Below are 23933 nucleotides of genomic sequence, written 5' to 3'. Positions count from 1 at the left end.
CTCAGGATATTCCGGTGCAGGATGATCAGCACGACCCCGAGGCGGTGTTTTCCCGGCTTTTCACGAACGCGTCCCGGGCACCGTCTCGGCCACGGCCTCCCCGGCCCCGCCGGACACCCGGCCCCCGTCCCGCACCGCCAGCGCCAGCACCGCGCCCACCAGGCACAACACGGCGGTGATCCAGAAGATCTCCTGGTACTCGGTGCGCAGCGCGTCCCGCACCGCCTCCTGGTACTCGGCGAGCCGCCGCGCGAACTCCTGCCGCGACATCAGGAACGGCAGCGGCGTCTGCAGGTCGGCGGTCAGCGAGTGGAACCGGTGGAACCCCCAGGCCGACAGCGCCGCGATCCCCAGCAGCATGCCCATCATGCGCGCCACCACCACGGCCGCCGACGCGATGCCGTACCGGGCCGCCGGGACCGTCCGCAGCACCGCCGACGACACCGGCGCGATCACCAGCCCCAGGCCGGCGCCGGTCACGACCAGATCGACGTCCATGCGCGGCAGCGGCCCGTACGCCGCGTCCCGCAGCCCCTCGGGCCACATGGCGATCAGCGCGTACCCCAGGGCCGCGATCGCCATCCCCGCCACCAGCGGCGGCCGCTCACCGAACCGCCAGGCCGCCAGCCCGCCCAGGAACGCCGCGACCAGCAGCGCCACCAGGAACCGCGCCAGGATCAGCGCGCCGCCCATCGTGTCCTCGCCCAGCAGCGTCTGCGCCACGAGCTGCACGTCCACCAGCGTCACCATCAGCGCGGCGCCCGACAGCAGGCTCACCCCGAGCGTGGCGAACAGCGGGCCGCGCCGCGTCCCCTCCAGATCGAGCAGCCGGGTCCGCGACCGCGTCTCCCACAGCACGAACGCCGCCGTGACCGCGACCCCCGCGGCGAGCACGGGCAGCCCCCACGGCGGCAGCGCCGACTCCTCCGGCTCGGGGTTGTAGACGCCCACCACGACCAACGCCAGCCCCGCCGCCAGCAGCACCCCGCCCACCACGTCGATGCCCGGCCGCTCGCGCGGCCGCCCGCCCGGCACGCAGAAGTGCACCGCCACCATGGCCGCCGCGGTCAGCGGGATGTTGATCCAGAAGATCGCGCGCCAGTCCAGCGCGGCCGCCAGCGCCGCCCCGTACAGCGGCCCCACCGCGCTGCCCAGCTCCTGCGCCGAGCCCACCACGCCCAGTACCACCGGGCGCCTGCGCTCCTCCCACAGGTCGGCCGCCAGCGCCATCGTCACCGGCAGCAGCGCGCCGCCCGCCAGGCCCTGCACCAGCCGCCCGGCCGTCAGCGTGACGATCCCGTCGGCCCACTGCGTGCCCTCGGCGCACGCCGTGACCGCCGACCCCGCCGCGAACGCGACCAGGCACAGCTGGATGACCGGCCGCCGCCCGAACCGGTCCGACAGCCGCCCCAGCAGCGGCATCCCCGCCACGTACCCCAGCAGGAACCCGGTGACGACCGGCGTCACCCGCTCCAGCCGGTTGATCGGGATCCCCAGGTCCCCGACGACCGTCACCAGGATCGTGGTGACGACGTAGGCGTCCAGCGCGGCCAGCAGCACCACCGCGCCGCCGACCCCGATCGCGATGCGGCGCCGGGTCATGCCGGGGCGCTGATCTTGTACGGCGCGTCGAACTCGGTGAACCTGACCGTGACCGTGCCGTCGTTGACGTCACCCCTGACCTTCAGCAGCCGGTGGTCGGCGGTGCCCACCCACACATGGCCCTTGACGTCCCCGTTCAGCCCGGGGATGAGCCCGGCGATGACGTCCTTGGGCAGCGTGCCCCGCACCTTGTAGGCGTCCTTGCCGTCCACCTTCTCGGTCTTCTCCGCCTGCGGCTGCGCCACCGACGTCAGCAGCTTGGCGATGCCCCGGTCCGGGTCCAGCACGGCCGACGGGTCGTACATCGCCGCGGCCAGTTGCTTGGGGAACCGCCGCCACCCGCCCGTCACGCCCTTGACGTAGAACGTCTCGCCCACCGCGACGATCTTCATCTCGACCGCCTGCCCGGACTGCTCCAGGTTGATCGTCCCCTCGGCGTCCCCGCCGCGCAGCAACCGCATGTCCCCGCCCTTGAGGGGCACCCCCGGGTTCCCCTCGGTCGCCACGCTGAACGCCACGCTCCGCAGATCCCGCATGGCCTGCGAAGCCTGCCGCAACGTGTCCTGCGGCGGCGGCTGCTTCGCGCCCTCGTCGCCTCCGCCGCCCCCGCCCGAGCAGGCCGTCCCCGCGACCAGCACGACCCCCAGAGCGATGACTCCGCGCTTCAACATAGGCGGACCCTACCGACCGGTCACCACCCCCGTCACTCGGTACGAGGTATGACATCATGCCCCCCTCAAGGTGGACCCCGGCCTTTCCCGGTGGCCCCCCGCAACCCCCCGCCGCTATCATTGCCGCGGCAAGCCCCTCCGTAGTCGGCACTTCACGGAGGACACCCCGGGGCGGTAGCTCAGCCGGTCAGAGCAGGGGACTCATAATCCTTTGGTCGCGGGTTCGAGTCCCGCCCGCCCCACGAGTCGGGCCCTGCTGCTCGGCGGTTTTCGGCCGCCTTCGCCAGGGCCCGCTGTGTTTCCCGGGGGGACGACCCCCCGGAGCCCCCCGACCGGGCTCTGCTGCTCGGCGGCTTTGGCCGCCTTCGCCAGGGCCCGCTGTGTTTCCCGGGGGGACGACCCCCCGGAGCCCCCCGACCGGGCTCTGCTGCTCGGCGGCTCTGGCCGCCTTCGCCAGGGCCCGCTGTGTTTCCCGGGGGGACGACCCCCCGGAGCCCCCCGACCGGGCCCTGCTGCTCGGCGGCTATCGGCCGCCTTCGCCAGGGGCCGCGTGTTTTCTGGGCGCGCCCCCGAGGGGGTTCTGCTGGTCGGTGGCTGTGGTCGTTTTCGGTGTCGGGGGCGTGTCCTCGGGGTGTCCGGCGGCGGTGAGGGGGCGCCGCTTTATGTTGCCGGTGGTCACGAATTCGGTCGTCGTGGTTGGCGAGGCGCTTCGTTCCGCGCGGCTGTGTGTTCGTCGGCTTGGGGGAGTGTGGGGCGTCGATGTGGTGTGCGCGATTTTGGGGCTGTGCGCAGCGTTGGGTCGGAGTGGAGCGGCTGGTCGTTCTGTGGCTGTAGGGGCTGGTATTTCGCCTGGTCGTTGAGGTTTTTGAGTGGGTGTCGTGGAGATGTTTCCTGGGCATCGGGGTGTTCGGCGGATGGAGTGTGGGGGCCATGGATCTCCGGCAACGGGGTGTGCTGGGCGGTGCCGTGGTGATTCTTCTGGGTTGCACGCTGGCCGCGGGGTGCGGGGGAGAGCGGAAGGTGCGCCTGGCGACGACGCCGCTGCCGTTGCAGCCGAGCGGGCTGGCCGTCGGCGGGGACGTGCAGGCGCATTCCTCCAACGTCGCCCAGGCGCGGCTCAGCGAGGACCAGGTGCGGCAGATCGCCGACGCGTGCCGCGCGGCGACCGATCTTCCGCAGGTGGGCAGCGACTGCTCGGAGAAGATCAAGGAGGCGTTTCGCCGCAGTGGGAAGACGCCCTGCCGGGCCAAGCGGGATCCATGCCTTGTCGCCAAGGTCGCCCCGGGCGCGCCCACCACGGCGCCGGGGGCTCAGGTGGTCAAGTACTTCGAGATCACCGATCCGCGGCCGCCCGGTGAGTCGCTGTGCGGGCCCACCCAGGTGTGCCTGCGCGTCGGGGCGAGCAGTTCCGAGGTGTTCAACAAGATCGTCGGGACGGCGGGGCGTCCCGCCGGGCCTTCGGAGACGGGCGGGCCCTCGGTGTCGCCGTCGGCCACGGTGAGTTCGCCTCCAGGGCAGCAGACGACCGTCCCCGCGCCCGCCCCCAGTGAGACCGGGTCCACGGCGCCGCAAACGCCGGAGCCGGGTCCGCCCCAGCCGCCGCAGCCGGGGCCGAGCGGGAGTCCCTGATCGGTGGCCGGGGACGAGGCCGGCCCGGGGTTCCGGGGGATCGGTTCGTTGCTGGGGTTCGCCACGAAGGTGCTGGCGCCCGCCGGCGTGCTGACCGCGGTGCTGTACTACTTCGGGTACACCCGCGAACGGGCGCGGTACGGCTACTTCGGCGTGGACCTCGGCACCGTCGGGTTGACGACGACCGACTACCTGGTGCGTAGCGCCGGGCCGCTGTTCGCGCCGCTGGCGGCGCTGCTCGTCACCGGGGTCGCCGTGATCATCGTGCACCATCTGCTCGCCCTTCTTCTCGATCGGCTGGCCTTGCGGTGGCGGCGGGTCGCGTGCGGCGTGCTGGCGGCCGTCGCGCTCATCACGCTCGCCATCGGCGCGATCGGCCTGCAGCGCCGTGCGGAGGTGCTCGCCGGGCCGCTCGTCTCCCCGGTGGCCCTCGCCGCCGGGGCGCTGCTTCTCGACTACGCGGCGGAGAACTCGCGGATCCGCGCGGCGCTGCCCGGCCGGGTCGCGGCGGTCCTCGACTCCAACGCCGCCCTGCGCCGGGGTCTGGTCGCCGGACTCCTGCTGATCGCGGCCTTCTGGGCGACGGCCAGCGTGGCGCAGAGCCAGGGCGAGACCGACGCCCGGGCGATCGAGGTGTCGCTGATGTTCCAGCCGAAGGCGACCGTGTACAGCCGTCAGCGGCTGCAGATCAGGGCGCCGGGCGTCGGCATGGCGCGGCTCAGCGACGGCAAGGACTCGGCGTACGCCTTCCGCTACGACGGGCTGCGCACCCTCGCGCACTCGCAGGGACGCTGGTTCCTGCTCCCCGCCGGCTGGACGCGGGACAACGGAGCGTCGGTCATCCTGCTGCCGGACTCCGGCGACGACATCAGGGTCGATCTGGCGCCGTGAGGTGGCAGGCGGCCGCGGGCGGGTCAGGCGTCCGCTGAGGACGAGCCCTCGACGGAGGCGGTGACGAGTTCGGCGACGTGCTCGACGGTCGTGACGCCCTCGGACATGGACGCGTTGCCGGACGACAGGACGGCGATCAGAAGGTCGTGACCGCCGCCGCGCACCCGGCCGATGCTGTTGATCGTCCAGCGGCCCGCGTCGGCCTTGCGCGGCAGCCAGCCGTTCTTGAGGGCGACGCGGTCGCCGCGTCCGGCCGCCGCGCTGACCCCCCACGCCTGCGTGGGCGTCACGTCCGCCATCAGGTCCAGGACGTACTTGCGGTTGCGGGCGGTGAGCGGGCCGCGTGTGGAGGCCAGCGCGGCGAGGACGCGGAGCTGATCGGCGGCGCTGGTGACGGTGCTGCCCCAGAAGTCGCCGGGGCCGGGACGCGTGTGGCGCAGGCCAAGCCTCCTGTTGGCGGCGGCGGCCAGCCCGGCGCCGCCGCCGATGAGATGCCACAGTTCGGTCGTCGCGGCGTTGTCGCTGAACCTGATCGCCCGTTCGGCGAGGGCCCGCTCGGTCCCGGTCAGGGCGCGGTGCCGGCGCTGAGCCCTGAGCAGCAGGGCGATCACGATGTCGACTTTGACGGTGCTGGCCGTCACCGGTCGCAGCTTCGGGTTGTAGGCGAAGGCCGCGCGGCTGGCGGCGAGGTCGGTCACCGCCACCGTCACGCTCCCGGACCTGCCTTTCAGGTAGCGGTCGAGCGCGCGTGACAGGCGCTTGCGCTCCGCCTTGCCGAACGAGGGACGCGGCTCGCGGGACGGTGTTTTAGACCGAGGCGGCGGTGCGGCGGTTTCCGGTGCCGACACGATGAGCGGTGTCATGGGCACCTGGACGTGGACCGCCGGCAGGGACGCGGACGAGGACGCGAGCGTGGCCGCCCCCACGAGGACGGCCGCGCCGGCACGCAGGACCCGCGCGACGCGGAACGGCCGCGCGTGCTCGGCACGCCTCACCATGACGGCGCCCCGCGCGACGACAGGAAGGATCTTCCGGACATGGCGGCATCCTGGCGACGCCGCCGTTTCCTCCGCGTAACGGCCGCGGCATGATCCCGGGGCCGTGGCGTGAGGTTGGGGGTGGGGCGTGAGGGTGGGGGTGGGGCGGGTAGCTCAGCGGCATGGGCACGATCGTTAAGGGACTCATCGCGGGGGCCGTCGGTACGGGGGCTCTCAACGTCGCCACCTACCTGGACATGGCCGCGCGCGCCCGGCCCGCCAGCAGCACGCCGGAGCAGGTGGTGCAGCGGCTGGCCGAGGCCGCCGACGTCGGTCTCGGCGAGGGCGAGCAGGCCGAGAACCGCAAGGCCGGGCTGGGGCCGCTACTCGGGTACGCGACCGGGCTCGGCGCCGCCGTGGCCTACGGGCCGCTCGCCCGGCGCCTGCCGTGGCCGGTCGGCGTGGTCGCGCTGACGGCGCTGGCCATGGCCGGGTCGAACGCGCCGATGGCCGCGCTGGGCATCAGCGACCCGCGCCGCTGGTCGGCGACGGACTGGGTGTCGGACCTGGTGCCGCACCTGGCGTACGGGATCGCCGCGGCGGCCGCGTTCCGCCGCCTCGGCTGAGACCGCGGGGGCCGCCGGGCGGACGCGCGCCTCAGCCCTCCGGGTGGGCCGACGGGAAGCGCGGCTCGCGCTTCTCGCGCAGCGCGGCCAGCCCCTCCAGCACGTCCGGGCCCATGAAGGTGAGCATCTCGTACGCGGCGGACTGGTCGAAGATCGGCCCCGCCGTCCTGAGCCAGTTGTTCAGGGCGCGCCTGGTCAGCCGGATCGCCTGCTGCGGCCCGGTGGCCAGCACCCGTGCCACGCGCATCGCCTCGTCCAGCACCTGCTCGCGCGGCACCGCGCGGCTGACCAGGCCGATGCGCTCCGCCTCCGCGCCGTCGACCATCTCGCCGGTGAGCAGGTGGTAGCGGGCCTTGGCCATGCCCGCCAGCAGCGGCCAGATCATCGCCGCGTGGTCCCCGGCGGCCACGCCCAGGCGCACGTGGCCGTCGCCCAGGCGGGCGTCCTCGGCGCAGACGGAGATGTCGGCCAGCAGCGCGACGACCAGCCCGGCGCCGACCGCCACCCCGTTGATCGCCGACACGATCGGCTTGGCGCAGTCGACCATGTTGTAGACCAGGTCGCCCATCTCGGTGAGCATGTGCGACACCCGGTCGTGGTCGCCCGCCATGCGCTCGACCATGGCCAGGTCGCCGCCCGCGGAGAACGCCCTGCCCGCGCCGGTCACCACGGCCACCCGGGTCTGCGGGTCGGCGGACACGTCCCGCCACACCCGGGCCATCTCGGTGTGCATCCGCTCGTCGGCCGCGTTGTACTTGTCAGGACGGTCGAGCGTGATGAGCAGCACGCCGTGCTCGTGCCGTTCGAACCGCAGCCGCTCGTAGTCGGACCAGGCCATCCGGTGGCGCTCCTCCCTGGTGGCCCCATGTACGAGACAAGGGGCCTTCATATAAACATGTCCGGGCGCGGCCCGGGGCCGGGACGGGCCGAACGGCGCTCGGTGAACCTGCCGGTGCGCGCGCCGCGTACTCCGAAGCGATGGAGAATCGGTGCCGGCCTCGCCTCTCCCCATGACGACGCCTGAACCCCCGGACGCCTCCGCCGAGCAGTGGGCCCGGTTCCTCGCCGCGCTCGAGTGCGCCTGCGGCGAGTGCGGCGGGACGGGCCTGGTGCGCAGCGTGCGGTGGCGCGCCTGGCACGAGCGCGCCGGCGAGCTGATCCGCGTGGCGCAGGCCGCGCACCGCGCCGCGGACCTGTCGCACGCCGCGCAGGCCCCGGACGCCGAGACCGAGGTGCCCACCGTCGTGCTGGCCATCGAGCGGGCCATCGACGAGCACATGCGGACCCGCCCCGACGAACCCGAGCAGCAGCCGTGCCGGACCTGCCGGGGCACCGGCCGTGTCCTGACCGGACTCGGCCTGCGGCTGTCGGAGTTTTTGACGCGCCACGGGTTTGTCCGCCAGAGCGGCCCCTGACCCGTACCTCACGCGGACGCCACGCTTCCCTCGATTTCACGGCGGGCCACTCGTTGATTTGTAATCGCCCGGGTACGCAGCGTTACATCCGCTGCGTCCGTCACCCGGAGGAGGCCCGATGCCGCGCCGCACCGTCCGCCGCAGAACCCGTTCGCGAACCGTCCGCCGAATTGTCGCCGCCGCGGTCGCCGCGGCGGTCTCGGCCGTCGGCGCGCCCCCCGCCGCCGCCGACCCCGCCCCGCCGACCGACCCGCTGCCCAGGAAGCTGCGGCCCGCCCTGGCCAAGCCGTCGGCCCACCCCAAGGGACGGGCGAAGGGCCTGGTGATCGGCGGCGACCAGGCCCGGCGCCGGCTCGTCGTGCTGGACGCGAGCAAACGCTCCTGGGTGGGGAAACGCGCCGTGAGATGGAGCTGGAAGCCCACGGCCGCACGCGGATACCGGGACGTCGCCGGCGCGTGGGGCGGCGCGTCGGACGTGCGGGTGCGGCGCTGGCACGGCCGGACCTACGTGGTCACCGCACAGGGCGCCGGCTTCGTCGGGGCCATCCAGTACCCCACCGGCAGGCGCCTGTGGGCCGTCAACGCCGGCCGGCGCAGCGGCCTGCACGCCGCCGAGCTGCTGCCCAACGGCAACGTCGCGGTGGCCGCGGCCAACGGCGACTGGGTGCGCGTCTACGCCGCCTCGCGCGGACGCGCCGCCCGCAAGCACGCGCAGGTCCACCTCACCGGCGCGCACGGCGTGCTGTGGGACCCGTCCCGCCGGCTTCTGTGGGCCCTCGGCGAGAACCACCTCATCGCCCTGCGGGTGCGCGGCAAGGCGCACCGCCCGTCCCTGCGGGTCGTCAAGCGCAAGCGGCTGCCGTCGGCCAGCGGCCACGACCTCGCCCCCGTCTACGGCAACCGCAACCGGCTGTGGATCACCACCCACTACGGCGTCTACCAGTACGACAAGCGCAGGGGCGCCTTCACCACCCGCTACCGGCTCGCCAGGCGGGTCAACAAGCGCATCGTCAAGGCCGTGGGCAACAACCCGTGGACCGGGCAGGTGCTGCTGACCCGGCCCAAGAAGGGATGCGCCACGTCCTGGTGCACCGACACCCTGGAGTTCTTCGGTCCGAGGCACAGGAAGGCCACGCGTGTACTGGGCGGCGCCCAGTTCTACCGGGCCCGCTGGTTCGTGCCCCGGTACCAGTGACCGCCGGACGCTAGGCGGGCCACTCCGGAGGCCGCTTGTCCAGGAAGGCGCGCATGCCCTCCTGCGCCTCCGGGGTCTGGCTGGAGGCGGCCATCACCTCGATGGCGTAGGTGTAGGCGTCGTGCTCGGGACGGTCCAGCTGGGCGTACATGGCCTGCTTGCCCAGGGCCTTGCTGCGCGGGCTGCCCTTGGTGGCCCGTTCCAGCAGCTCCAGGGCGGCCTTGTCCAGGTCGGCGTCCGGGACGACCCGGTTGACCAGGCCCCACTCGCAGGCCGTGCGCGCGTCGATCACGTCGCCGGTGAGGGCCATCTCCATGGCCCGCTTGCGGCCGATGTCGCGCGCGATCGCGACCATCGGGGTGTGGCAGAACCAGCCGCCCTTGCCGCCGGGCGCGGCGAACCCCGCGCTCTCGCCCGCCACGACCAGGTCGCAGCTGGCCACCAGCTGGCAGCCCGCCGCCGTCGCCAGGCCGTGCACCCGCGCCACCACGACCTGCGGCACCGACTGGATCGTCCGCATCAGCTCGGTGCACGTCCGCAGCAGGGAGCGGACGTCGGCGTGGGACGCCCCGGCCATGTCGGCGAAGTCGTGACCGGCCGAGAACACCGGACCGTTCGCCGCCAGCACCACGCCGCGGGCGTCGGTGTCGCCGACCTGCCGGAACGTCTCGCTCAGCGCGAGCAGGAACTCCCGGGACAACGCGTTACGGCGCCGTGGCCGGTTCATCGTGATCGTCGTGAACGGGCCTTCGCGCTCGACCAGGACATCGTTCATGACCTCGACGCTACGCCACCGGCCCGCGTTCCGGGAGACGCCGGGTCCCGAACCCCATGGGATGTCGGACCCGCGTCGTACGGTTGGGCCGGGTCGTTCGGACGGGCCGGAAGGATCCGCATTGAAGCTGCTCACCGCCACCAACGTCACGCAGGGCTACCGCGACAACGACTTCCACTGGTGCGTCGAGGGGGAGCTGGTGCACATCGGCGTCGTGTGCGCCAGCGACCGCGGCGACCCCGACGGCGACTGCGGCTGCGGCCGCGCGTTCGCCGGGCTCAACTCCCACCGCGCCACCACCACCGCGATGGTCCGGGACGTCGCCGGCTTCACCGAGGCCGACTACGTGGAGGCGCTGCGCTCCAGCCTGGAGCAGCGCGGCTACGACGCCACGTTCGCCGAGCACGAGGCCGCCGAGCTGCGCTGCCTGGTCCGCGACTGGCCGGTCGGCGCGATCGTGGAGCGCCGCCTCGACGACATCGTGGTCCGCGAGGTGGTGCAGCCCTAGGATCACGGCAGCTTCTGAAGATCGACCCAGGGAGGTGCTGTCGTGCTGGTCGCGTTCTCGGTGACCCCGCTCGGCGTCGGGGAGAACGTCGGTGAACTGGTGGCGGAGGCCGTCCGCGTGGTGCGGGCCAGCGGCCTGCCCAACCGCACCGACGCCATGTTCACCACGGTCGAGGGGGAGTGGGACGAGGTGATGGCGGTGGTCAAGGCCGCCACCGACGCCGTCGCCGCCCGCGCGCCCCGGGTCAGCCTGGTGATCAAGGCCGACCTGCGTCCCGGCGTCACCGGCGCCCTGGACGCCAAGGTCGAAAGCGTCGAACGCCACCTCGCCGAAGACCAAACCTGAGCGTGAACGGCCTGGGCGCAGTGTGCCCGCGGAAGGCGCGAGCCGTTCGCCGCTCGTTGGTGTCTTCCAGGGGGGCGACCCCCTGGAACCCCCGTGAGCGGGGATGGGGCCCGTCCGCTCCCGGGGGCGGTGTGTGCGGCGGCGGGGGTCAGGTGTGCGGTGTGCGGCGGACGACCAGGGCGTCCAGCGCCTCGATTCGCGAGCCGCACACCCATAGCGGGTTGATCTCCAGTGACTCCAGGTCGGGTCCCAGCGCGGCGGCCAGCCGCCCGACGGCGGCGACCACCTCGGCGAGGCGGTCCAGGTCGGCGGCGGGCGCGCCGCGGAAGCCGCGCAGGACCGCCGCGCCCCGCAGTCCGGTCAGCATCGCCCGCGCCCGCGCGGGCGTGACCGGCAGCGGCGACAGCACGGCGTCGTCCAGCACCTCCACCAGGACGCCGCCGAGCGCCACCGCCAGCAGCAGCCCCCAGTCGGGGTCGCGGGTCACGCCCACCAGCAGCTCGGGCGCCTCGGCGCGCATGGGCGACACCAGCACCCCGTCCAGCCGCGCCCCCTTGGCGGCAGGGCTCTGGGCCGCGGCCACGATCTCGTCGTGCACCGCCGCCGCCTCGGCCGCGGTCACGCCGAGGCGCACGCACCCCAGGTCGGACTTGTGGGCGATGTCCGGCGAGACGATCTTCATCGCCACCGGCCCGCCGAACTCCGCGGCGGCCCGTCCGGCCTCCTCGGCCGAACGGACGTGCCGTGCCGGGACGACCGGTATCCCGGCGGCCTCGAGCAGGGCCCGCGCGTCCACCTCGGAGAAGGCGTCGCCCTCCGGAAGCGCGACCCGGGGCGCCGGGGCGGCGTGCTCCCGGAGGGCCGTCTCGTCCTCGGCGCGATGCGCGGACCAGCGGGCCAGCCGCGCGATCGCCTCCACCCCGAGCCGCAGCCCGGGGACGGCGTGGGCGACCCCGCCGGCGTCCAGGACGGCGCGCGCCCGCCGTCCCACCGGCTGGGTGACCTGGGTCAGGTAGAGGGCGGGCGCCCTGCTCTCGGCCATGCCCGCGCCGATGGCGTCGACGAACCTCTGACCGTAGAAGGGCCCGTCGTCCTCGCGCCACGGCAGGCTGTTGACGGCGACGACGACGCCGACGGACGGGTCGTCGCCGACCGCCGCCACGGCCTTCCGCCAGATCTCCGGGTTCATGATCGCGGCACCGGTGATGTCGAGCGGGTTGTGCGCCGCGCCGTAGGCGGGCAGGACCTCCGCCAGCCGCCGCACGGTGCCCTCGGCCAGCTCGGGAAGATGCGCGCCCGCGCCGTCGGCCAGGTCGGCGATGATGTCGCAGGCGCCCCCGGAGATCGACACGATTCCCGCGCCCGGCCGGTCCAGCGGCCCGGTGTGCGCGGCGACGCCCGCCGTGACCAGCATGTCCTCGATCGTGTCGACCCGGATGACGCCGAGCCGCTCGAACACCGCGTCGATCACACGGTCGTCGCCCACCAGCGCGCCGGTGTGCGAGGCGGCGGCACGCGCGGCCAGCGCGCTGCGGCCCGCCTTGAGGATCACCAGCGCCTTGCCCGCCCGCGCCGCCCGGCGGGCCGCCGCGGCGAAGACCTCCGGGTCGCGCACGGCCTCCATGAACACCGCGATCGCCTTGGTGGCCGGGTCGTCCACCAGGTAGTCGACGAGATGGCCCACGGTGACCATCGCCTCGTTGCCGACCGTGATGACGTGCGAGAGCCCGACCCCGGCCAGGGCCGCGAAGTCCTTCATCGCGCCGCAGCTCGCGCCGGACTGGGAGATCAGCGCGACGTCGCCGGGGCCGCTCGGCGGATCGGCCAGCGCCATCGCCGGCACGCCCGCCGCGACGTTGACGAAGCCGAGGACGTTGGGGCCCATCAGGACGACGCCGAGCTCCTCGGCGAGGCCGGCCAGCTCCTCCTGCCGCCGCCGCCCCTCCGCGCCGGTCTCGGCGTACCCGGAGCTGAGCACCAGGACGCCGCGCGCCCCGGCCGCCGCCGCGTCCCGCACCGCGTCGGGCGCCGCGGCGGCGGGCACCATGACGAACGCCAGGTCGACGGGCCTGCCGATCGCCGCGCACGTGCGGTGGGCGGGCCGTCCGTGCACCTCGGGGCTGCGCCGGTTCACCAGGTGGGTGGCGTCGGCGTGGCCCGCGGCGGTCAGGTTGCCGTAGACCAGCCGGGAGAACGCCGACCTGTCGCTGGCACCGATGAGCGCGAAGGAACGCGGTGCGAAGAACGCCCGGAGTCGTTCGGGGGTCACCATGGGGAGGTGCGGCCTTCCTTCAGGGGGCGACGGCTATGAACTTGGTCTCCAGACAGCACCGGAACCCCTCCGGGCCCATCTCCCGGCCCGCCCCCGATGTGCCGATCAGTGCACTCGCGCCCCGCACTCGGCCGAGTACAGTGCCGCGCCGGCCCTGATCCGATCGAGTTCCACGGCGGTGAGACGCAGGAACCCCTCGCGGGTGTCCTCATCGGGTGGGTGCTCGACGGTGGCGTCGGCGACCGCGGTGATCCTGCCCGCGACATGCAGTTCGGCTCGGAAGCGGCCGCTGGGCAGGACGCCGTCGGCGGTGCCGAACGCCACGACGTCGGCCGCCTCGACGAACAGCTCGTCGACCCGGAACCGCCAATGCGGGTCCGCCTCGGCGAGCAGGAGCCGACCATCCGTGCCATGGCCGATCAGCAGGTCCCTGCGTGCCCGTATCTGTTCCGCGATCGCGCAGCAGAGCGGAACCTGGGCGACTTCGGCGGTGTCGATCCGCGTGTACCCGGCGTGCGGGGCGTAGCGCAGCCCCAACTCCAGAAGGTAGATCGCGGCGTCCTTGGCGCGCGGGTGGGCGTGCGCGACGATGTCCAGCAGCAGGGGCGCGGCGACCACCGCGGCGGGGAACACCGCACCGCTGTGACCGTTGTAGAGGGCCATGCTCTGCAGCCGGCCGACTGCGTCCGTGACCTGGAACAGCGTCGTCGCCGCGGCGAGCTCCCGCAACCCGCGGACCGCTCGTTCAGGCTCGTACCAGCCCTCGGGCCCGGGAACCGCCGCCCAATCCACGGCGTCGAGCGCGCGGCCCACAGCGGAATCCGACATGCCAGGCATCCTGACATGGCGATCGCCCGCGCCCGCTCCTCAACCGGCGTCCGCGCCTGCACCGGACCGCCGTCCCGCACCGGAACCCAGCGGTGCCCGACGAACAGTTCCGTCCGCTCGCTCGCCGTTCCGGGCAAACCGACCTCCGCTCCCGGCCGCGCGCCGTGCCGGAGAAGGTGTTGACGATCAGAATCGATGATAATGAAACATACGATGATGCTGATCTGAAGGTCAAGGATTCCCCTGGTGACCTGGCGGAACCGCCGGACGGCTCCGCAGGGACACGCCCGGGAGAGGCCGCGGCCGTGCGCGATGACGCCGCGCTGGATGTCGTTGGCGACGCCGCCGATCACGAACATCGGCGTCAGCCGTAAGGCGCGCTCGGACGGGCCGCCGCCGGGCGTGTCGGGGCCGAGCAGATCTCCCCGGACAGCGCCGCGAGCCGCTGGACCTCGATGCAGGGGGTGTCAATCGGAGCCAGGAGGATCGTGATCCCGGCGCCCGCGGGCGGTGTGCGGGACGGGGTTACACGGCGCGGTGGCGTGGGGGAGCGGCCAGGTCGAGGATCTCGCGGGCGGCGCGGACCAGGGACGCGTTGTCGGGCGCGGGCGACCCGTCGGGCAGCAGCAGGCAGTCCTCCAGGCCGATGCGGGTGTCCAGGCCGAGCGCGGCGGCCATGCGCAGCACCGGCCAGGCGCCGCCGTCCTCGCCGTGCAGCAGGACGGGACGGCCGCGCGCGGCGCCCAGCTCCTCCAGCAGGGCGGCGGCCGTGCGCGGCGCGGTGTCGGGGTCGGTGTCGGTCACCTCGGCCAGCACCCGCAGCACGCAGTGCGCGGACGGCCAGGCCAGGAACCGGCGGGCCGCGTCGGTGCCGGAGAACACGCCCGCCTCGATCTCCACGCCCAGGTCGAGCAGCGCGTCGGCGACCAGCTCGGCGCCGTCCTCGTGCCAGTTGACCGAGGCGTGGTCGGGCAGCACCTTCCACGAGCGCACCAGCTCGGCGCGGGCGCGCGGGTCGGGCGCGGCCCACGCGCCCGTGGTGACGCCGACGCGGATGCCCGGCACGGCCGCGCGCACGGCGGTCACCGCCTCGGCGACCGCGTCCGGCTCCAGCGAGTCGGCGCCGGAGGCGTCCTTGGGGTGCAGGTGGACGTCCTCGGCGCCCGCGATCACGGCGCCGCGGACGGCGGCGGCGAGCTCGTGCGGGTTCAGCGGCAGGTGGGCGGCGTCGGAGCGGGTGCGGGGACCGTTGGGGCAGACCTGCAGCATGCGGAGATCATCCCAGATCGTCGCGCCGCGTGGTGCCGAGGTCACCGGAACCTGGCCCGTCGGGAGGGGGCGTGCGGCCCGCCCGCGGTGCCGTCATCCGCTCGCGCCGGGGGCGATGACGCAGGGACCGCCGCCGCAGACGTCGACGACCTCGCCGGTCTTCAGGAACACCGCCTTCTGCCGGCGCGCGTCGGGCGAGTTGCGCGGGTCGGAGTGCGGGTCGCGGCCCTCGGTCGGAGGCGTGTTGGTGAGCGGCGGCGCGGGCGAGCCGCTGTCCCACATCACCATCGCCGATCCGGCGTACGGGGTGGAGCCGATCGCGGGGATGCCCCAGAACGGCACGCGGTCGGGGCTGCGTCCGGGGCGCAGCGCGGGCGCGTGCAGCCGCGCCCCGACCGTGCGGGCCTGGACCTCGGCCGCCAGCGGCGCCACCTGGTGGTCGCCGAACGCCACGTGCATGAGCACCCGGTGCGACGGTGTGCGTGGCAGCGGACGGTCGGTCATGTGGGCGGCGTAGCCGTTGGCCTCGCCGCGGTCCCACAGCATCTGGATCAGCGCCAGGGCGATCTGCTGGTCGAGCTTGTCGGGGTAGAAGACGTCCAGCACGCGGGCGTAGGTGGGGAAGTCGGCGCTGCGGTTGAGCAGCGTGCTGTAGTTCATGGCGGGGACGCCCAGCACGGCGCGCCGCACGTCCGGCGACACGGCGGTCAGCGCGCCGCCCATGATGCCGCCCTGGCTGTTGCCGTCGAACACCACGCCCGCGGCGGCGTCGATGAGCGGCCTGCCCTCGGCGGTGCGGAACGCCTTGTCGCGGGGGAAGCCGCGCGTCATCGCCCGGCCGAGCAGGATCTGGTTGAGCATGCCCTGCTGGAGCCGGTCGGCGACGGTGTTGAAGCGGCTGAGATCGGCCAGCACGGTGACGACGTTGGGGATGTCCTCGTTGGCCATGCCGGCCCACTTGGTGGCGCAGAACGCGAAGCCGTGCTCGGACGCCATCGCCTTGACGTTGCCCGCCGCCACCTCGCTCTCGCTGCCCAGCAGTCCGTGCCCGTACAGGGAAGCCCGCGCGGGCGTGGTGAACGCCGACCGCGGGATCTCGCACTGGAACGGCACCACCTGGGTGTTGGCGGGCAGCCGCGCGGGCAGCCCGTCGCGTGCGTAGTGGAACGACGAGCCGGGCGGGCCGCCGGGCAGGTTGAGGTAGCTGGGGGCGAACAGCACGCCCTTGACCTCGCGTCCGATCCGCTCGTCCACGTCGTCGGTGACCTGCGTGACCAGGAACGGCGGGGAGCCGGTGGAGCCCAGGTTCCGCAGCGCGTCGTCGCGGATGTGCAGCATGCGCTCGGACAGGCCGCGGCGGCTGGCGACGGTGAAGTCCCACGCCAGGTACAGGTCCCGGGCGTCGACGCCGTGGCGCGACAGGTCCGCCAGGACGCGTTTGGTGGAGCGTTGCCGTTCGCGCAGCGGGTCGCCCGGCGGCAGCGTCCGCCCGAGGATCCTGCCGAACGTCGCGTTGGGCCTGATGACGGTTCCGTCGGCGTCGCGCAGGCCGCGCAGCGCCACCACGTAGCGGTGGCCTTCGCGGAAGTTGCGCGCCGGACGGACGATGAGGGCGCGGCGGTCGTCGCGTGTGGCGTTGGCGTCCAGCTCGGCCCAGTACGGCCAGCGTTCCCCGGTCGCGGTGTCGACGATGACGATCGGGGCGTCGCGGCGCAGGGAAGCGCCGATGTCGGTGACGGGCGCCGCGCCGCTGCGGGTCAGGTCCACGCCGGGGACGTGCGCCAGCAGCATGGAGCCGGGGGAGAAGCCGTCGGACCGGTTCCACTCGTCCGGGCGGATCGGCGCGCCCAGCGAGTTGCGCAGCGTCGTGCGCATGTGGACGCGGCGGCCGGTGTCGGTACGGGCGTCGCGCACCGTGTACCAGTCGTTGGGGAACGGCAGCAGGCAGGACGCCGGGTCGATCGGGTCGCACCCGTCGTCCGCGGGTGCCGCCACGGCGATGGACGGGGCGGACAGGAGCGCACCCGTGAGGACGAGCGCGGCGAAGGTCGCGAGCAGTGCGCGCAAGGCTGGCCTCCCAGAGGCATCGCACGATCCGCGCGAGCGCCGCCCCCGAGCCAGGCGTCGTGCGTCCTCAGGATCAGACCGCAGGAGGGCGGCGCGGTCAATGCCAGTCCCGCCCGGGTGGGGGTTTTGTTCCATTCTTGTTAAATCTGGCTGTCCGGCCGTTGCTTCGTGGTTTCGGGTGTCGTCAGGACGTCCGCTTCGGGGGGATAGTGGGCGCGTACCTGCGCCCCTGCGGAAAGGACCGTTCCATGGACGCCGTTCCGACCATCGACCTGGCCCCCTGGTTCCACGGCGACGAGCCCGCCCGGGCCGAGGTGGCGGCGCGGGTGGACGCCGCGCTGCGCGAGATCGGCTTCCTGGTGATCACCGGTCACGGGGTCCCGGCCGCGCTGCGCGCCGACATCCGCGCCGCGGCCAGGCGCTTCTTCGCGCTGCCCGAGGAGACCAAGCGGGCCTACGCGGTCACGATCGGGGAGCGCGGCTGGCTGCCGCCCGGCGTGGAGGCCAACGGGTACGCCGAGGGCACCCCGACCCCGCCCGACCTGAAGGAGACCTTCGCGGTCGGTGCGCATGAGCCGGTCGGCGACCCCGAGATCGACGCCGAGTGGTTCCTGCCCAACGTGTGGCCCGGCGAGGTGCCCGAGCTGGAGCGGCTGCTCACCGAGTACCTGGAGCGCATGCGGGCGCTGTCGAACGGGCTGCTGGAGCTGTGCGCGGCCGCGCTCGGCCTGGCGCCCGGATTCTTCACCTCGCGGGCCGACCACCCGTCCTACACCCTGAACATCAACCGGTACCCGCCGCTGTCGCAGGTCGGGCCGCCCGAGCCCGGCCAGTTCCGCATCGGCCCGCACACCGACTTCGGCACCGTGACGGTGCTGGACCGCCAGGACGGCGTCGGCGGCCTGCAGGTGTACTCGGAGAAGGCGGGCTGGGTGAACACCCCCTACGTCGAGGACTCCTTCACCATCAACGTCGGCGACCTGCTCGCCCGCTGGACCGGCGACCGCTGGAAGTCCAACCGGCACCGCGTCCTGCCGCCCGACCCCAGCGCCCCCGACGAGGAGCTGGTGTCGCTCATCTTCTTCTACGAGTGCAACCCCGACGCCGTCATCTCCTCGGTCCCGGCGCCGGTCGGCCGCGTCGAGCACGAGCCGGTGCGCGCCCACGACTACCTGCTCGGCAAGCTCAACGCGATCACCGTCGGCTGAGCCCCCCTCCCCCTGTCACAGCCCCCGCAGGAAAGGCCCCGTATGACAACCCTCCGGGACAGCCAGCCCGCCCAGGAACCGCCCGCCGGAGTCGTCGTCCGCGAGGGCGTGTACGGCGGGAAGGTCGCCGCCATCGAACCCGGCGGCGCCGACTTCATCCCGCTCGGCGAGCGGCACGGCCGCCCGCGCGGCCTGCTGTGGACGTGGACGTCCCCGAACCTGGAGTTCGCCACCATCTTCCTCGGCGTGCTCGCGGTCGCCGGGTTCGGGCTGACGTTCTGGCAGGCCGTCGCGGCGATCGCGCTCGGCAGCGGGCTGGGCGCGCTCGCGCACGGCGTGCTGTCGGCGGGCGGGCCGCGGCACGGCGTGGCGCAGATGGTGCTCGGCCGCCTGGCGTTCGGCCACCGCGGCAACGCCCTGCCCGCCGCGCTCAACACGGTCGCGGGCGGCATCGGCTGGTTCGCCGTCAACAGCGTCAGCGCCACGCTCGCGCTGTCCACGCTGACCGGCCTGCCCAAGCCGCTGTGCCTGGCGGTCGTGGTGGCCGCGCAGGTCGGCGTGGCGTTCTTCGGGCACAACCTGGTGCACGCCTTCGAGCGGTACGCCTTCCCGGTGCTGGCGGTGGTGTTCGCCGTCGCGTCGGCGTTCATCCTGAGCAAGGCCGACTTCGGGGCGGCGGCGCCCGACGGGAGCGGCCCCGGCGGGCTCGGCGGCTTCCTCATCGCGACGGCCGCCTCGTTCGGGTACGCGGCGGGCTGGAACCCCTACGCCGCCGACTACACCCGCTACCTGCCGCCCGACACCGACCGCCGCGCCGTCGGCCTGTACGCGGGGCTGGGCGTCTTCCTCGGCTGCACGCTCCTGCAGATCGTGGGCGCCGCGGCGGTCACCATCGGCGGCGACGCGCTCGGCGACCCGACGGGGACGTTCACCGGGCACATGCCGGCCCTGGTCGGCGACCTGACGCTGCTGGCCATCACGCTCGGCGCCGTCAGCGCCAACGCCATCAACATCTACTCGGGGTCGATGTCGTTCCTCACCCTCGGGCTGCGGCTGCCGCTGCCGGTCAGGTTGCAGCGCGCGTTCGTGGCGCTGGTGTTCGGCGTGGTCGGCCTGGTGGTGGCGTACTTCGGGCTGGCCGACGCGGGGCACAGCTACGAGGCGTTCCTGCTGGTCATCGCGTACTGGATCGCGCCGTGGCTGGGCGTGATGTTCGCCGACATGTTCCTGCGCCGCGGCGCGGACGCCGGCGCCCCCGCGGACGCCCGGATGTTCGACCCCGGTCACCGCAACCCGGCGGGCCCCATCGCGATGGCCGTGGCGATGGTGGTGTCGATCACGCTGTTCTCCAACCAGGAGAAGTACGTGGGGTTCGTACCCGAGCATGTGCCGGCGGTCGGCGACATCACGTTCGTGGTGGGCTTCGTGCTCGCCGCCGCCGGCTACGCGGTGCTGCGGCGCGTCCCCGCGCTCGCCCCGCGCCCGGCGGCGTCGGCCCCCGCGTCCGGCTGACGTGGCGGGAGGACGTGTCGGGGTGAGGCCCGGCACGTCCCGTGACCGCCGTCACATCGGGTTGAACGTCCCGTCTGTCACTGATTTGTCGATTTGATCGCCGGTCCCTTACGCTCCCCTTGTCTTAGGTATGCCTTACCTATCTGATTGATCGGCGGGGGTGGACGGCGGGTGACCGGGATGCGCGGCCGGCGGCTCGCCGTGGTGGCGGGATGCGCGGTGCTGCTGGCGGCCGCGGCGCTGGCCAGCCTGGCCGTGGGCAGCCGGGGCATCGCCCCCGGGCACGTCGTGGACGCGCTGTTGCGGCCCGACGGCGGCGAGGAGAGCACGATCGTGCGGTCGATGCGCCTGCCGCGCACCGTGACCGGCCTGGCCGTCGGCGCCGGGCTGGCCCTGGCCGGGGTGCTGATGCAGGCGCTGACCCGCAACCCGCTGGCCGAGCCGCGCCTGATGGGCGTCACCTCCGGCGCGTCCCTCGGCGTGGTCGTCGCGATCAGCGTGTTCGGGCTGACCACGCTGCCCGCCTACGTGTGGTTCGGCATCGCGGGCGCGGCCGTGTCCGGCACGTTCGTGTACGCGCTGGCGGCCCGCACCCGCGACGGCGCGTCCCCGGTCACGCTGGCGCTGGCGGGCACCGCGCTGGACGCCTCGCTCACCGGCGTGGTCGTCGGCGTGCTCACCGTCAACGCGCAGACCTTCGACAGCTACCGCTTCTGGGCGGTGGGCTCGCTGGCCGGACGGCCCGCTGAGGTGGCGCTGTGGGTGCTGCCGTTCGTCGCCGCCGGGACGGTGCTGGCCTTCGCCGCCGCGCGCGGCCTGGACGCCCTGGCCCTCGGCGACGACGTGGCGCGCGGCCTCGGCCGCGACGTCGGCCGGGTGCGGCTGCTGGCCGCCGTCGCGGCCGTCCTGCTCACCGGCGCCGCCGTCGCCGCGGCCGGGCCCATCGGGTTCGTCGGGCTGGCGGTGCCGCACCTGGCGCGCGGCCTGGTCGGCGCCGACCACCGCTGGGTACTGGTGGTGTCGCTGCTGCTCGGGCCCGCGCTGCTGCTGGTCGCCGACGTGCTCGGCCGGCTGGTCGTCCCGCCCGCCGAGGTCCGCGCCGGCGTCGTCACCGCGCTGCTGGGCGCCCCGTTCCTCATCCTCCTGGTCCGCCGCGGACGGACGGTGACCTCGTGAACATGGTGAAGGGCGCGCATCCGGTGGCGGGGCGGCTCCTCGTCGGCCGCGGGACGGTCGCGTTCGTCGTGCGGCGGCGTTCGGCCGTGGTCGGCGCGGTGCTGGTGGTGCTGACCGCCGTGGCCGCGGTCGTCTCGCTCGGCGTGGGCAGCACGTTCGTGGCGCCGCCGGACGTGGTGCGGGCGCTGGCGGGCGACGGCCCGTTCACCGTCGTCGTGCAGAACCTGCGGCTGCCGCGCATCACGGTCGGGCTCGCCGTCGGGGCGCTGCTCGGCCTGTCCGGCGCGCTGCTGCAGTCGATCAGCCGCAACCCGCTGGCCAGCCCCGACGTCGTCGGCGTCACCCAGGGCGCCGGGCTGGCCGCCACGTTCGCGATGACCGCGGGCCTGGGCACGCTCTGGCTGGGCGCGGGCGCGCTGCTGGGCGGGCTGGCCGCCGCGGCGGCGGTGTTCGCGCTGTCGTTCCGGTACGGGCTGGCCGCGCACCGGTTCGTGCTGTGCGGGATCGCCGTGGCGCTGGCGGTCCGGGCGCTCACCGAAGTGATCATCGTCAGCGGCGACCCGATGGAGGGGCAGCGGGCGCAGGTGTGGCTGGCGGGCAGCCTGGCCGGGCTCGGCTACGCCGAGGCGCGCGTGCTGCTGGTGCCGCTGCTGGTGCTGCTTCCCGTGCTGCTGTGGGCGGGACGCGCCATGGACACCACCGCCCTCGACGACGACGTGGCCCGCGGACTCGGCGTGCGCGTGGTGGGACGCCGCGTCGCGCTCGGCGCCGTCGCGGTGCTGCTGGCCGCCCTGGCGACCTCGCAGGCGGGCGCCGTCGACTTCGTCGCGCTGGCCGCGCCGCAGCTGGCCCGCCGCCTGGTGCGCGCCGAGCGTCCGCCGCTGGCCTGCGCCGCCCTCACCGGCGCGCTGCTCACCGTCGTGGCCGACCTGGTCGCCCGCACCGCGTTCGCGCCCGTGCAGCTGCCGGTCGGGGTGCTCACCGCGGCCCTCGGCGGCCCCTACCTGCTGTGGCTGCTGGTACGGAGGAAGAAGGCATGACCACCGAGCACGTCCCGCCGTCGTCCGGCTCGGCCACCGCCGACGCCACCGCCGACGCCGCCGACGAGGACGCCCGGCCCCCGGTGCGGCTGGAGGCCCGCGGGCTCAGCGTCGGCTACGGCGACCGGCTCGTCATCGAGGACCTGGACCTGGAGCTGCCCGGCGGCGCGTTCACCGTGATCATCGGGCCGAACGCGTGCGGCAAGTCGACGCTGCTGCGCACGCTGGCCCGGCTGCTGTCGCCGCGCGGCGGTGCCGCCCTCATCGACGGCGCCGACGTGCACGCGATGCCGACCCGCGAGCTGGCGCGCCGCCTGGGCGTGCTGCCGCAGAGCCCGGTCACCCCCGAGGGGCTGACCGTGGCCGACCTGGTGGCGCGCGGCCGCCAGCCGCACCAGCGGTGGTTCCGGCAGTGGAGCGCCGCCGACACCGCCGCCGTCGAGCGCGCCCTGCGCCTGACGGGGCTGACCGACCTGCGCGACCGTCCGGTGGACGCGCTGTCGGGCGGCCAGCGGCAACGCGTGTGGATCGCCATGACGCTCGCCCAGGACACCGACGCGCTCCTGCTGGACGAGCCCACCACGTTCCTGGACCTGGCGCACCAGATCGAGGTGCTCGACCTTCTGCGCCGCCTGAACCGCGGCTCCACCGGGCGGACGGTGGTGGCGGTGCTGCACGACCTCAACCAGGCGTGCCGGTACGCCGACCACCTGGTGGTCATGAAGGACGGCCGGGTCGTCGCCCAGGGACCGCCCGGCGAGGTGATGAACGCCGACCGTCTCGGAGAGGTGTTCGGCCTGGGCGGCGTCGTCGTCCCCTGCCCGGTGACGGGGGCTCCGCTGGTGGTGCCGGACGCTCCCGCCTGACCAGGGGCGCGGGGCCGGCCCCCGGCGACCGCGAAGCCTGACGCAGAGAAAGTAGGTATGCACGTGAAGTTCCACGGACTCGGCCGGAGGCTGGGCGGGGTGGTCGCCGGTGTCGTGGCGGCCGGTCTGGCGCTGACGGCCTGCGGCGGCGGCGACGCGGAGTCGTCCGGCGCCACCCGCGTCGTCAAGCACGCCATGGGCGAGTCGAAGGTGCCCGACAAGCCCGAGCGCATCGTCGTCCTGGACACCGACAAGCTCGACACCCTCTACAGCCTGGGGCTCACCCCCGTCGGCAGCACCCTGCCGGACCAGGCGGCGGGCATGCCCAAGTACCTCGGCGACGGGTACGCCAAGGTCAAGACGGTCGGCACCACCCAGGAGCCGGACATGGAGGCGATCGCCGCGCTGCGGCCCGACCTGATCCTCGGCTCCAAGTTCCGGCAGGAGAAGTTCTACGGCGAGCTGTCCAAGATCGCCCCGACGGTGTTCACCGAGCAGGTCGGCATCACCTGGAAGCAGAACTTCCTGCTGGACGCCGAGGCGGTCGGCAAGAAGGCCGAGGGGCGGCAGCGGCTGCAGGCGTACGAGGCGCGCGCCAAGGAGCTGGGCGGCAAGCTCGGCGACCCGGCCAAGCTCAAGGTCAGCGTGATCCGGTTCATGCCGGACGAGATCCGCCAGTACGGGCCCGACTCGTTCTCCGGGATCGTGCTGCGCGACGTGGGCCTCGGCCGGCCCGAGCCGCAGCTGCTCAAGGACAAGGCCGACAAGCGGTTCGCGCCGCTCAGCCCCGAGCGCGTCGCCGAGGCGGACGGCGACATGATCTTCGTCGCGGCCTACGGGGAGAAGGCCGCGCAGGAGCAGGCCAAGGTCACCGCCGGGCCGCTGTGGAGCAAGCTCGGCGCGGTCAAGGCCGGGCGCGCCGAGGTGGTCGACGACGAGACCTGGATGACCGGCATCGGCGTGACCGCCGCCGGGAAGGTGCTGGACGACCTGCAGAAGTACCTGACGCCGCTGGCGAACAAGTAGGCGTGCGAACCGGGCGCCGCCACCCCCGCGCGCGG

The 23933-nt window shown here is 74.0% G+C and carries 23 protein-coding genes and 1 tRNA gene; 15 read left to right on the top strand and 9 right to left on the bottom strand.

The window, feature by feature from the left end; all coding sequences use genetic code 11:
• Positions 1 to 60: 60 nt before the first annotated feature.
• Both ABD811_RS10505 and ABD811_RS10500 read right to left on the bottom strand, forming a co-directional pair.
• Entirely contained in the window at positions 61 to 1602 is a 1542-nt protein-coding gene (locus tag ABD811_RS10505) for an MFS transporter (RefSeq protein ID WP_344944551.1), read from the bottom strand.
• Positions 1599 to 2273 (bottom strand): LppX_LprAFG lipoprotein, encoded by a 675-nt coding sequence (locus ABD811_RS10500; RefSeq protein ID WP_344944548.1) that lies wholly within the window; start codon positions 2271 to 2273, stop codon positions 1599 to 1601. The genes ABD811_RS10505 and ABD811_RS10500 overlap by 4 nt, the downstream gene beginning before the upstream one ends.
• A 168-nt stretch (positions 2274 to 2441) precedes the next feature.
• On the opposite strand from ABD811_RS10500, the gene ABD811_RS10495 reads away from it, so the two are divergent.
• From ABD811_RS10495 to ABD811_RS10485, 3 genes are all read left to right on the top strand, one after another.
• A tRNA-Ile gene (locus ABD811_RS10495) sits at positions 2442 to 2515 on the top strand.
• Positions 2516 to 3203: 688 nt separating this feature from the next.
• Positions 3204 to 3902 carry a hypothetical protein gene (locus tag ABD811_RS10490; protein WP_344944545.1) on the top strand — a complete coding sequence of 233 codons (699 nt, stop codon included), beginning with the start codon at positions 3204 to 3206 and terminating at the stop codon, positions 3900 to 3902.
• Between the two features lie 3 nt (positions 3903 to 3905).
• A complete protein-coding gene (locus ABD811_RS10485) occupies positions 3906 to 4793 on the top strand; it encodes a hypothetical protein (RefSeq protein WP_344944543.1) in 888 nt (295 codons plus the stop codon).
• A 23-nt stretch (positions 4794 to 4816) separates the two neighbouring features.
• Here ABD811_RS10485 and ABD811_RS10480 read toward each other — a convergent pair whose 3' ends face one another.
• Positions 4817 to 5791 (bottom strand): serine hydrolase, encoded by a 975-nt coding sequence (locus ABD811_RS10480; RefSeq protein ID WP_344944540.1) that lies wholly within the window; start codon positions 5789 to 5791, stop codon positions 4817 to 4819.
• Between the two features lie 161 nt (positions 5792 to 5952).
• Here ABD811_RS10480 and ABD811_RS10475 point away from each other — a divergent pair, with 161 nt between their 5' ends.
• Positions 5953 to 6396 carry a hypothetical protein gene (locus ABD811_RS10475; RefSeq protein ID WP_344944537.1) on the top strand — a complete coding sequence of 148 codons (444 nt, stop codon included), beginning with the start codon at positions 5953 to 5955 and terminating at the stop codon, positions 6394 to 6396.
• A 31-nt stretch (positions 6397 to 6427) separates the two neighbouring features.
• Here ABD811_RS10475 and ABD811_RS10470 read toward each other — a convergent pair whose 3' ends face one another.
• Positions 6428 to 7234, bottom strand: a complete 807-nt coding sequence (locus ABD811_RS10470) for an enoyl-CoA hydratase/isomerase family protein (protein WP_344944534.1) — start codon at positions 7232 to 7234, stop codon at positions 6428 to 6430.
• A gap of 172 nt (positions 7235 to 7406) precedes the next feature.
• Between ABD811_RS10470 and ABD811_RS10465 the strand changes: the two genes are divergently transcribed.
• On the top strand, positions 7407 to 7811 hold the full coding sequence (locus ABD811_RS10465) for a hypothetical protein (protein ID WP_344944531.1): 405 nt from the start codon (positions 7407 to 7409) through the stop codon (positions 7809 to 7811).
• Positions 7812 to 7929: 118 nt separating this feature from the next.
• Positions 7930 to 9006, top strand: a complete 1077-nt coding sequence (locus tag ABD811_RS10460; RefSeq protein ID WP_344944528.1) for a DUF6528 family protein — start codon at positions 7930 to 7932, stop codon at positions 9004 to 9006.
• 10 nt (positions 9007 to 9016) lie between these two features.
• Here ABD811_RS10460 and ABD811_RS10455 read toward each other — a convergent pair whose 3' ends face one another.
• Positions 9017 to 9781: an enoyl-CoA hydratase-related protein gene (locus ABD811_RS10455; protein WP_344944526.1), complete on the bottom strand. Its 765-nt coding sequence runs from the start codon at positions 9779 to 9781 to the stop codon at positions 9017 to 9019.
• 121 nt (positions 9782 to 9902) lie between these two features.
• On the opposite strand from ABD811_RS10455, the gene ABD811_RS10450 reads away from it, so the two are divergent.
• Positions 9903 to 10289: a DUF7715 family protein gene (locus ABD811_RS10450; protein ID WP_344944523.1), complete on the top strand. Its 387-nt coding sequence runs from the start codon at positions 9903 to 9905 to the stop codon at positions 10287 to 10289.
• Between the two features lie 42 nt (positions 10290 to 10331).
• Positions 10332 to 10634 carry an MTH1187 family thiamine-binding protein gene (locus ABD811_RS10445; protein WP_344944520.1) on the top strand — a complete coding sequence of 101 codons (303 nt, stop codon included), beginning with the start codon at positions 10332 to 10334 and terminating at the stop codon, positions 10632 to 10634.
• 148 nt (positions 10635 to 10782) lie between these two features.
• On the opposite strand, the gene ABD811_RS10440 is transcribed toward ABD811_RS10445, so the two are convergent.
• Both ABD811_RS10440 and ABD811_RS10435 read right to left on the bottom strand, forming a co-directional pair.
• Positions 10783 to 12906 (bottom strand): acetate--CoA ligase family protein, encoded by a 2124-nt coding sequence (locus ABD811_RS10440; RefSeq protein WP_344944517.1) that lies wholly within the window; start codon positions 12904 to 12906, stop codon positions 10783 to 10785.
• A 105-nt stretch (positions 12907 to 13011) separates the two neighbouring features.
• Positions 13012 to 13734 carry a hypothetical protein gene (locus ABD811_RS10435; RefSeq protein ID WP_344944514.1) on the bottom strand — a complete coding sequence of 241 codons (723 nt, stop codon included), beginning with the start codon at positions 13732 to 13734 and terminating at the stop codon, positions 13012 to 13014.
• Positions 13735 to 13826: 92 nt separating this feature from the next.
• Between ABD811_RS10435 and ABD811_RS10430 the strand changes: the two genes are divergently transcribed.
• Positions 13827 to 14108: a hypothetical protein gene (locus ABD811_RS10430; RefSeq protein ID WP_344944511.1), complete on the top strand. Its 282-nt coding sequence runs from the start codon at positions 13827 to 13829 to the stop codon at positions 14106 to 14108.
• Positions 14109 to 14259: 151 nt separating this feature from the next.
• On the opposite strand, the gene ABD811_RS10425 is transcribed toward ABD811_RS10430, so the two are convergent.
• On the bottom strand, positions 14260 to 15003 hold the full coding sequence (locus tag ABD811_RS10425; protein ID WP_344944508.1) for a 3-keto-5-aminohexanoate cleavage protein: 744 nt from the start codon (positions 15001 to 15003) through the stop codon (positions 14260 to 14262).
• 93 nt (positions 15004 to 15096) lie between these two features.
• Complete coding sequence (locus tag ABD811_RS10420; RefSeq protein WP_344944506.1) at positions 15097 to 17070, bottom strand: hypothetical protein; 1974 nt, start codon at positions 17068 to 17070, stop codon at positions 15097 to 15099.
• A 248-nt stretch (positions 17071 to 17318) separates the two neighbouring features.
• Between ABD811_RS10420 and ABD811_RS10415 the strand changes: the two genes are divergently transcribed.
• From ABD811_RS10415 to ABD811_RS10390, 6 genes are all read left to right on the top strand, one after another.
• On the top strand, positions 17319 to 18278 hold the full coding sequence (locus ABD811_RS10415) for an isopenicillin N synthase family dioxygenase (protein ID WP_344944503.1): 960 nt from the start codon (positions 17319 to 17321) through the stop codon (positions 18276 to 18278).
• A 42-nt stretch (positions 18279 to 18320) separates the two neighbouring features.
• Positions 18321 to 19790: a purine-cytosine permease family protein gene (locus ABD811_RS10410; protein WP_344944500.1), complete on the top strand. Its 1470-nt coding sequence runs from the start codon at positions 18321 to 18323 to the stop codon at positions 19788 to 19790.
• 180 nt (positions 19791 to 19970) lie between these two features.
• Complete coding sequence (locus ABD811_RS10405; RefSeq protein WP_344944642.1) at positions 19971 to 20966, top strand: FecCD family ABC transporter permease; 996 nt, start codon at positions 19971 to 19973, stop codon at positions 20964 to 20966.
• A gap of 2 nt (positions 20967 to 20968) precedes the next feature.
• The gene (locus tag ABD811_RS10400) at positions 20969 to 22006 is read left to right on the top strand and encodes a FecCD family ABC transporter permease (protein WP_344944639.1); all 1038 of its coding nucleotides are present in this window, start codon (positions 20969 to 20971) and stop codon (positions 22004 to 22006) included.
• Positions 22003 to 22872 (top strand): ABC transporter ATP-binding protein, encoded by an 870-nt coding sequence (locus ABD811_RS10395; protein WP_344944497.1) that lies wholly within the window; start codon positions 22003 to 22005, stop codon positions 22870 to 22872. The genes ABD811_RS10400 and ABD811_RS10395 overlap by 4 nt, the downstream gene beginning before the upstream one ends.
• Before the next feature lie 63 nt (positions 22873 to 22935).
• Complete coding sequence (locus ABD811_RS10390; protein WP_344944494.1) at positions 22936 to 23898, top strand: ABC transporter substrate-binding protein; 963 nt, start codon at positions 22936 to 22938, stop codon at positions 23896 to 23898.
• Positions 23899 to 23933 lie beyond the last annotated feature (35 nt).

Origin of the sequence: Actinomadura miaoliensis (assembly GCF_039536785.1) — a bacterium.
Taxonomy (GTDB): Bacteria; Actinomycetota; Actinomycetes; order Streptosporangiales; family Streptosporangiaceae; genus Spirillospora; species Spirillospora miaoliensis.
This window is presented reverse-complemented; position numbering and strand designations above follow the sequence as displayed.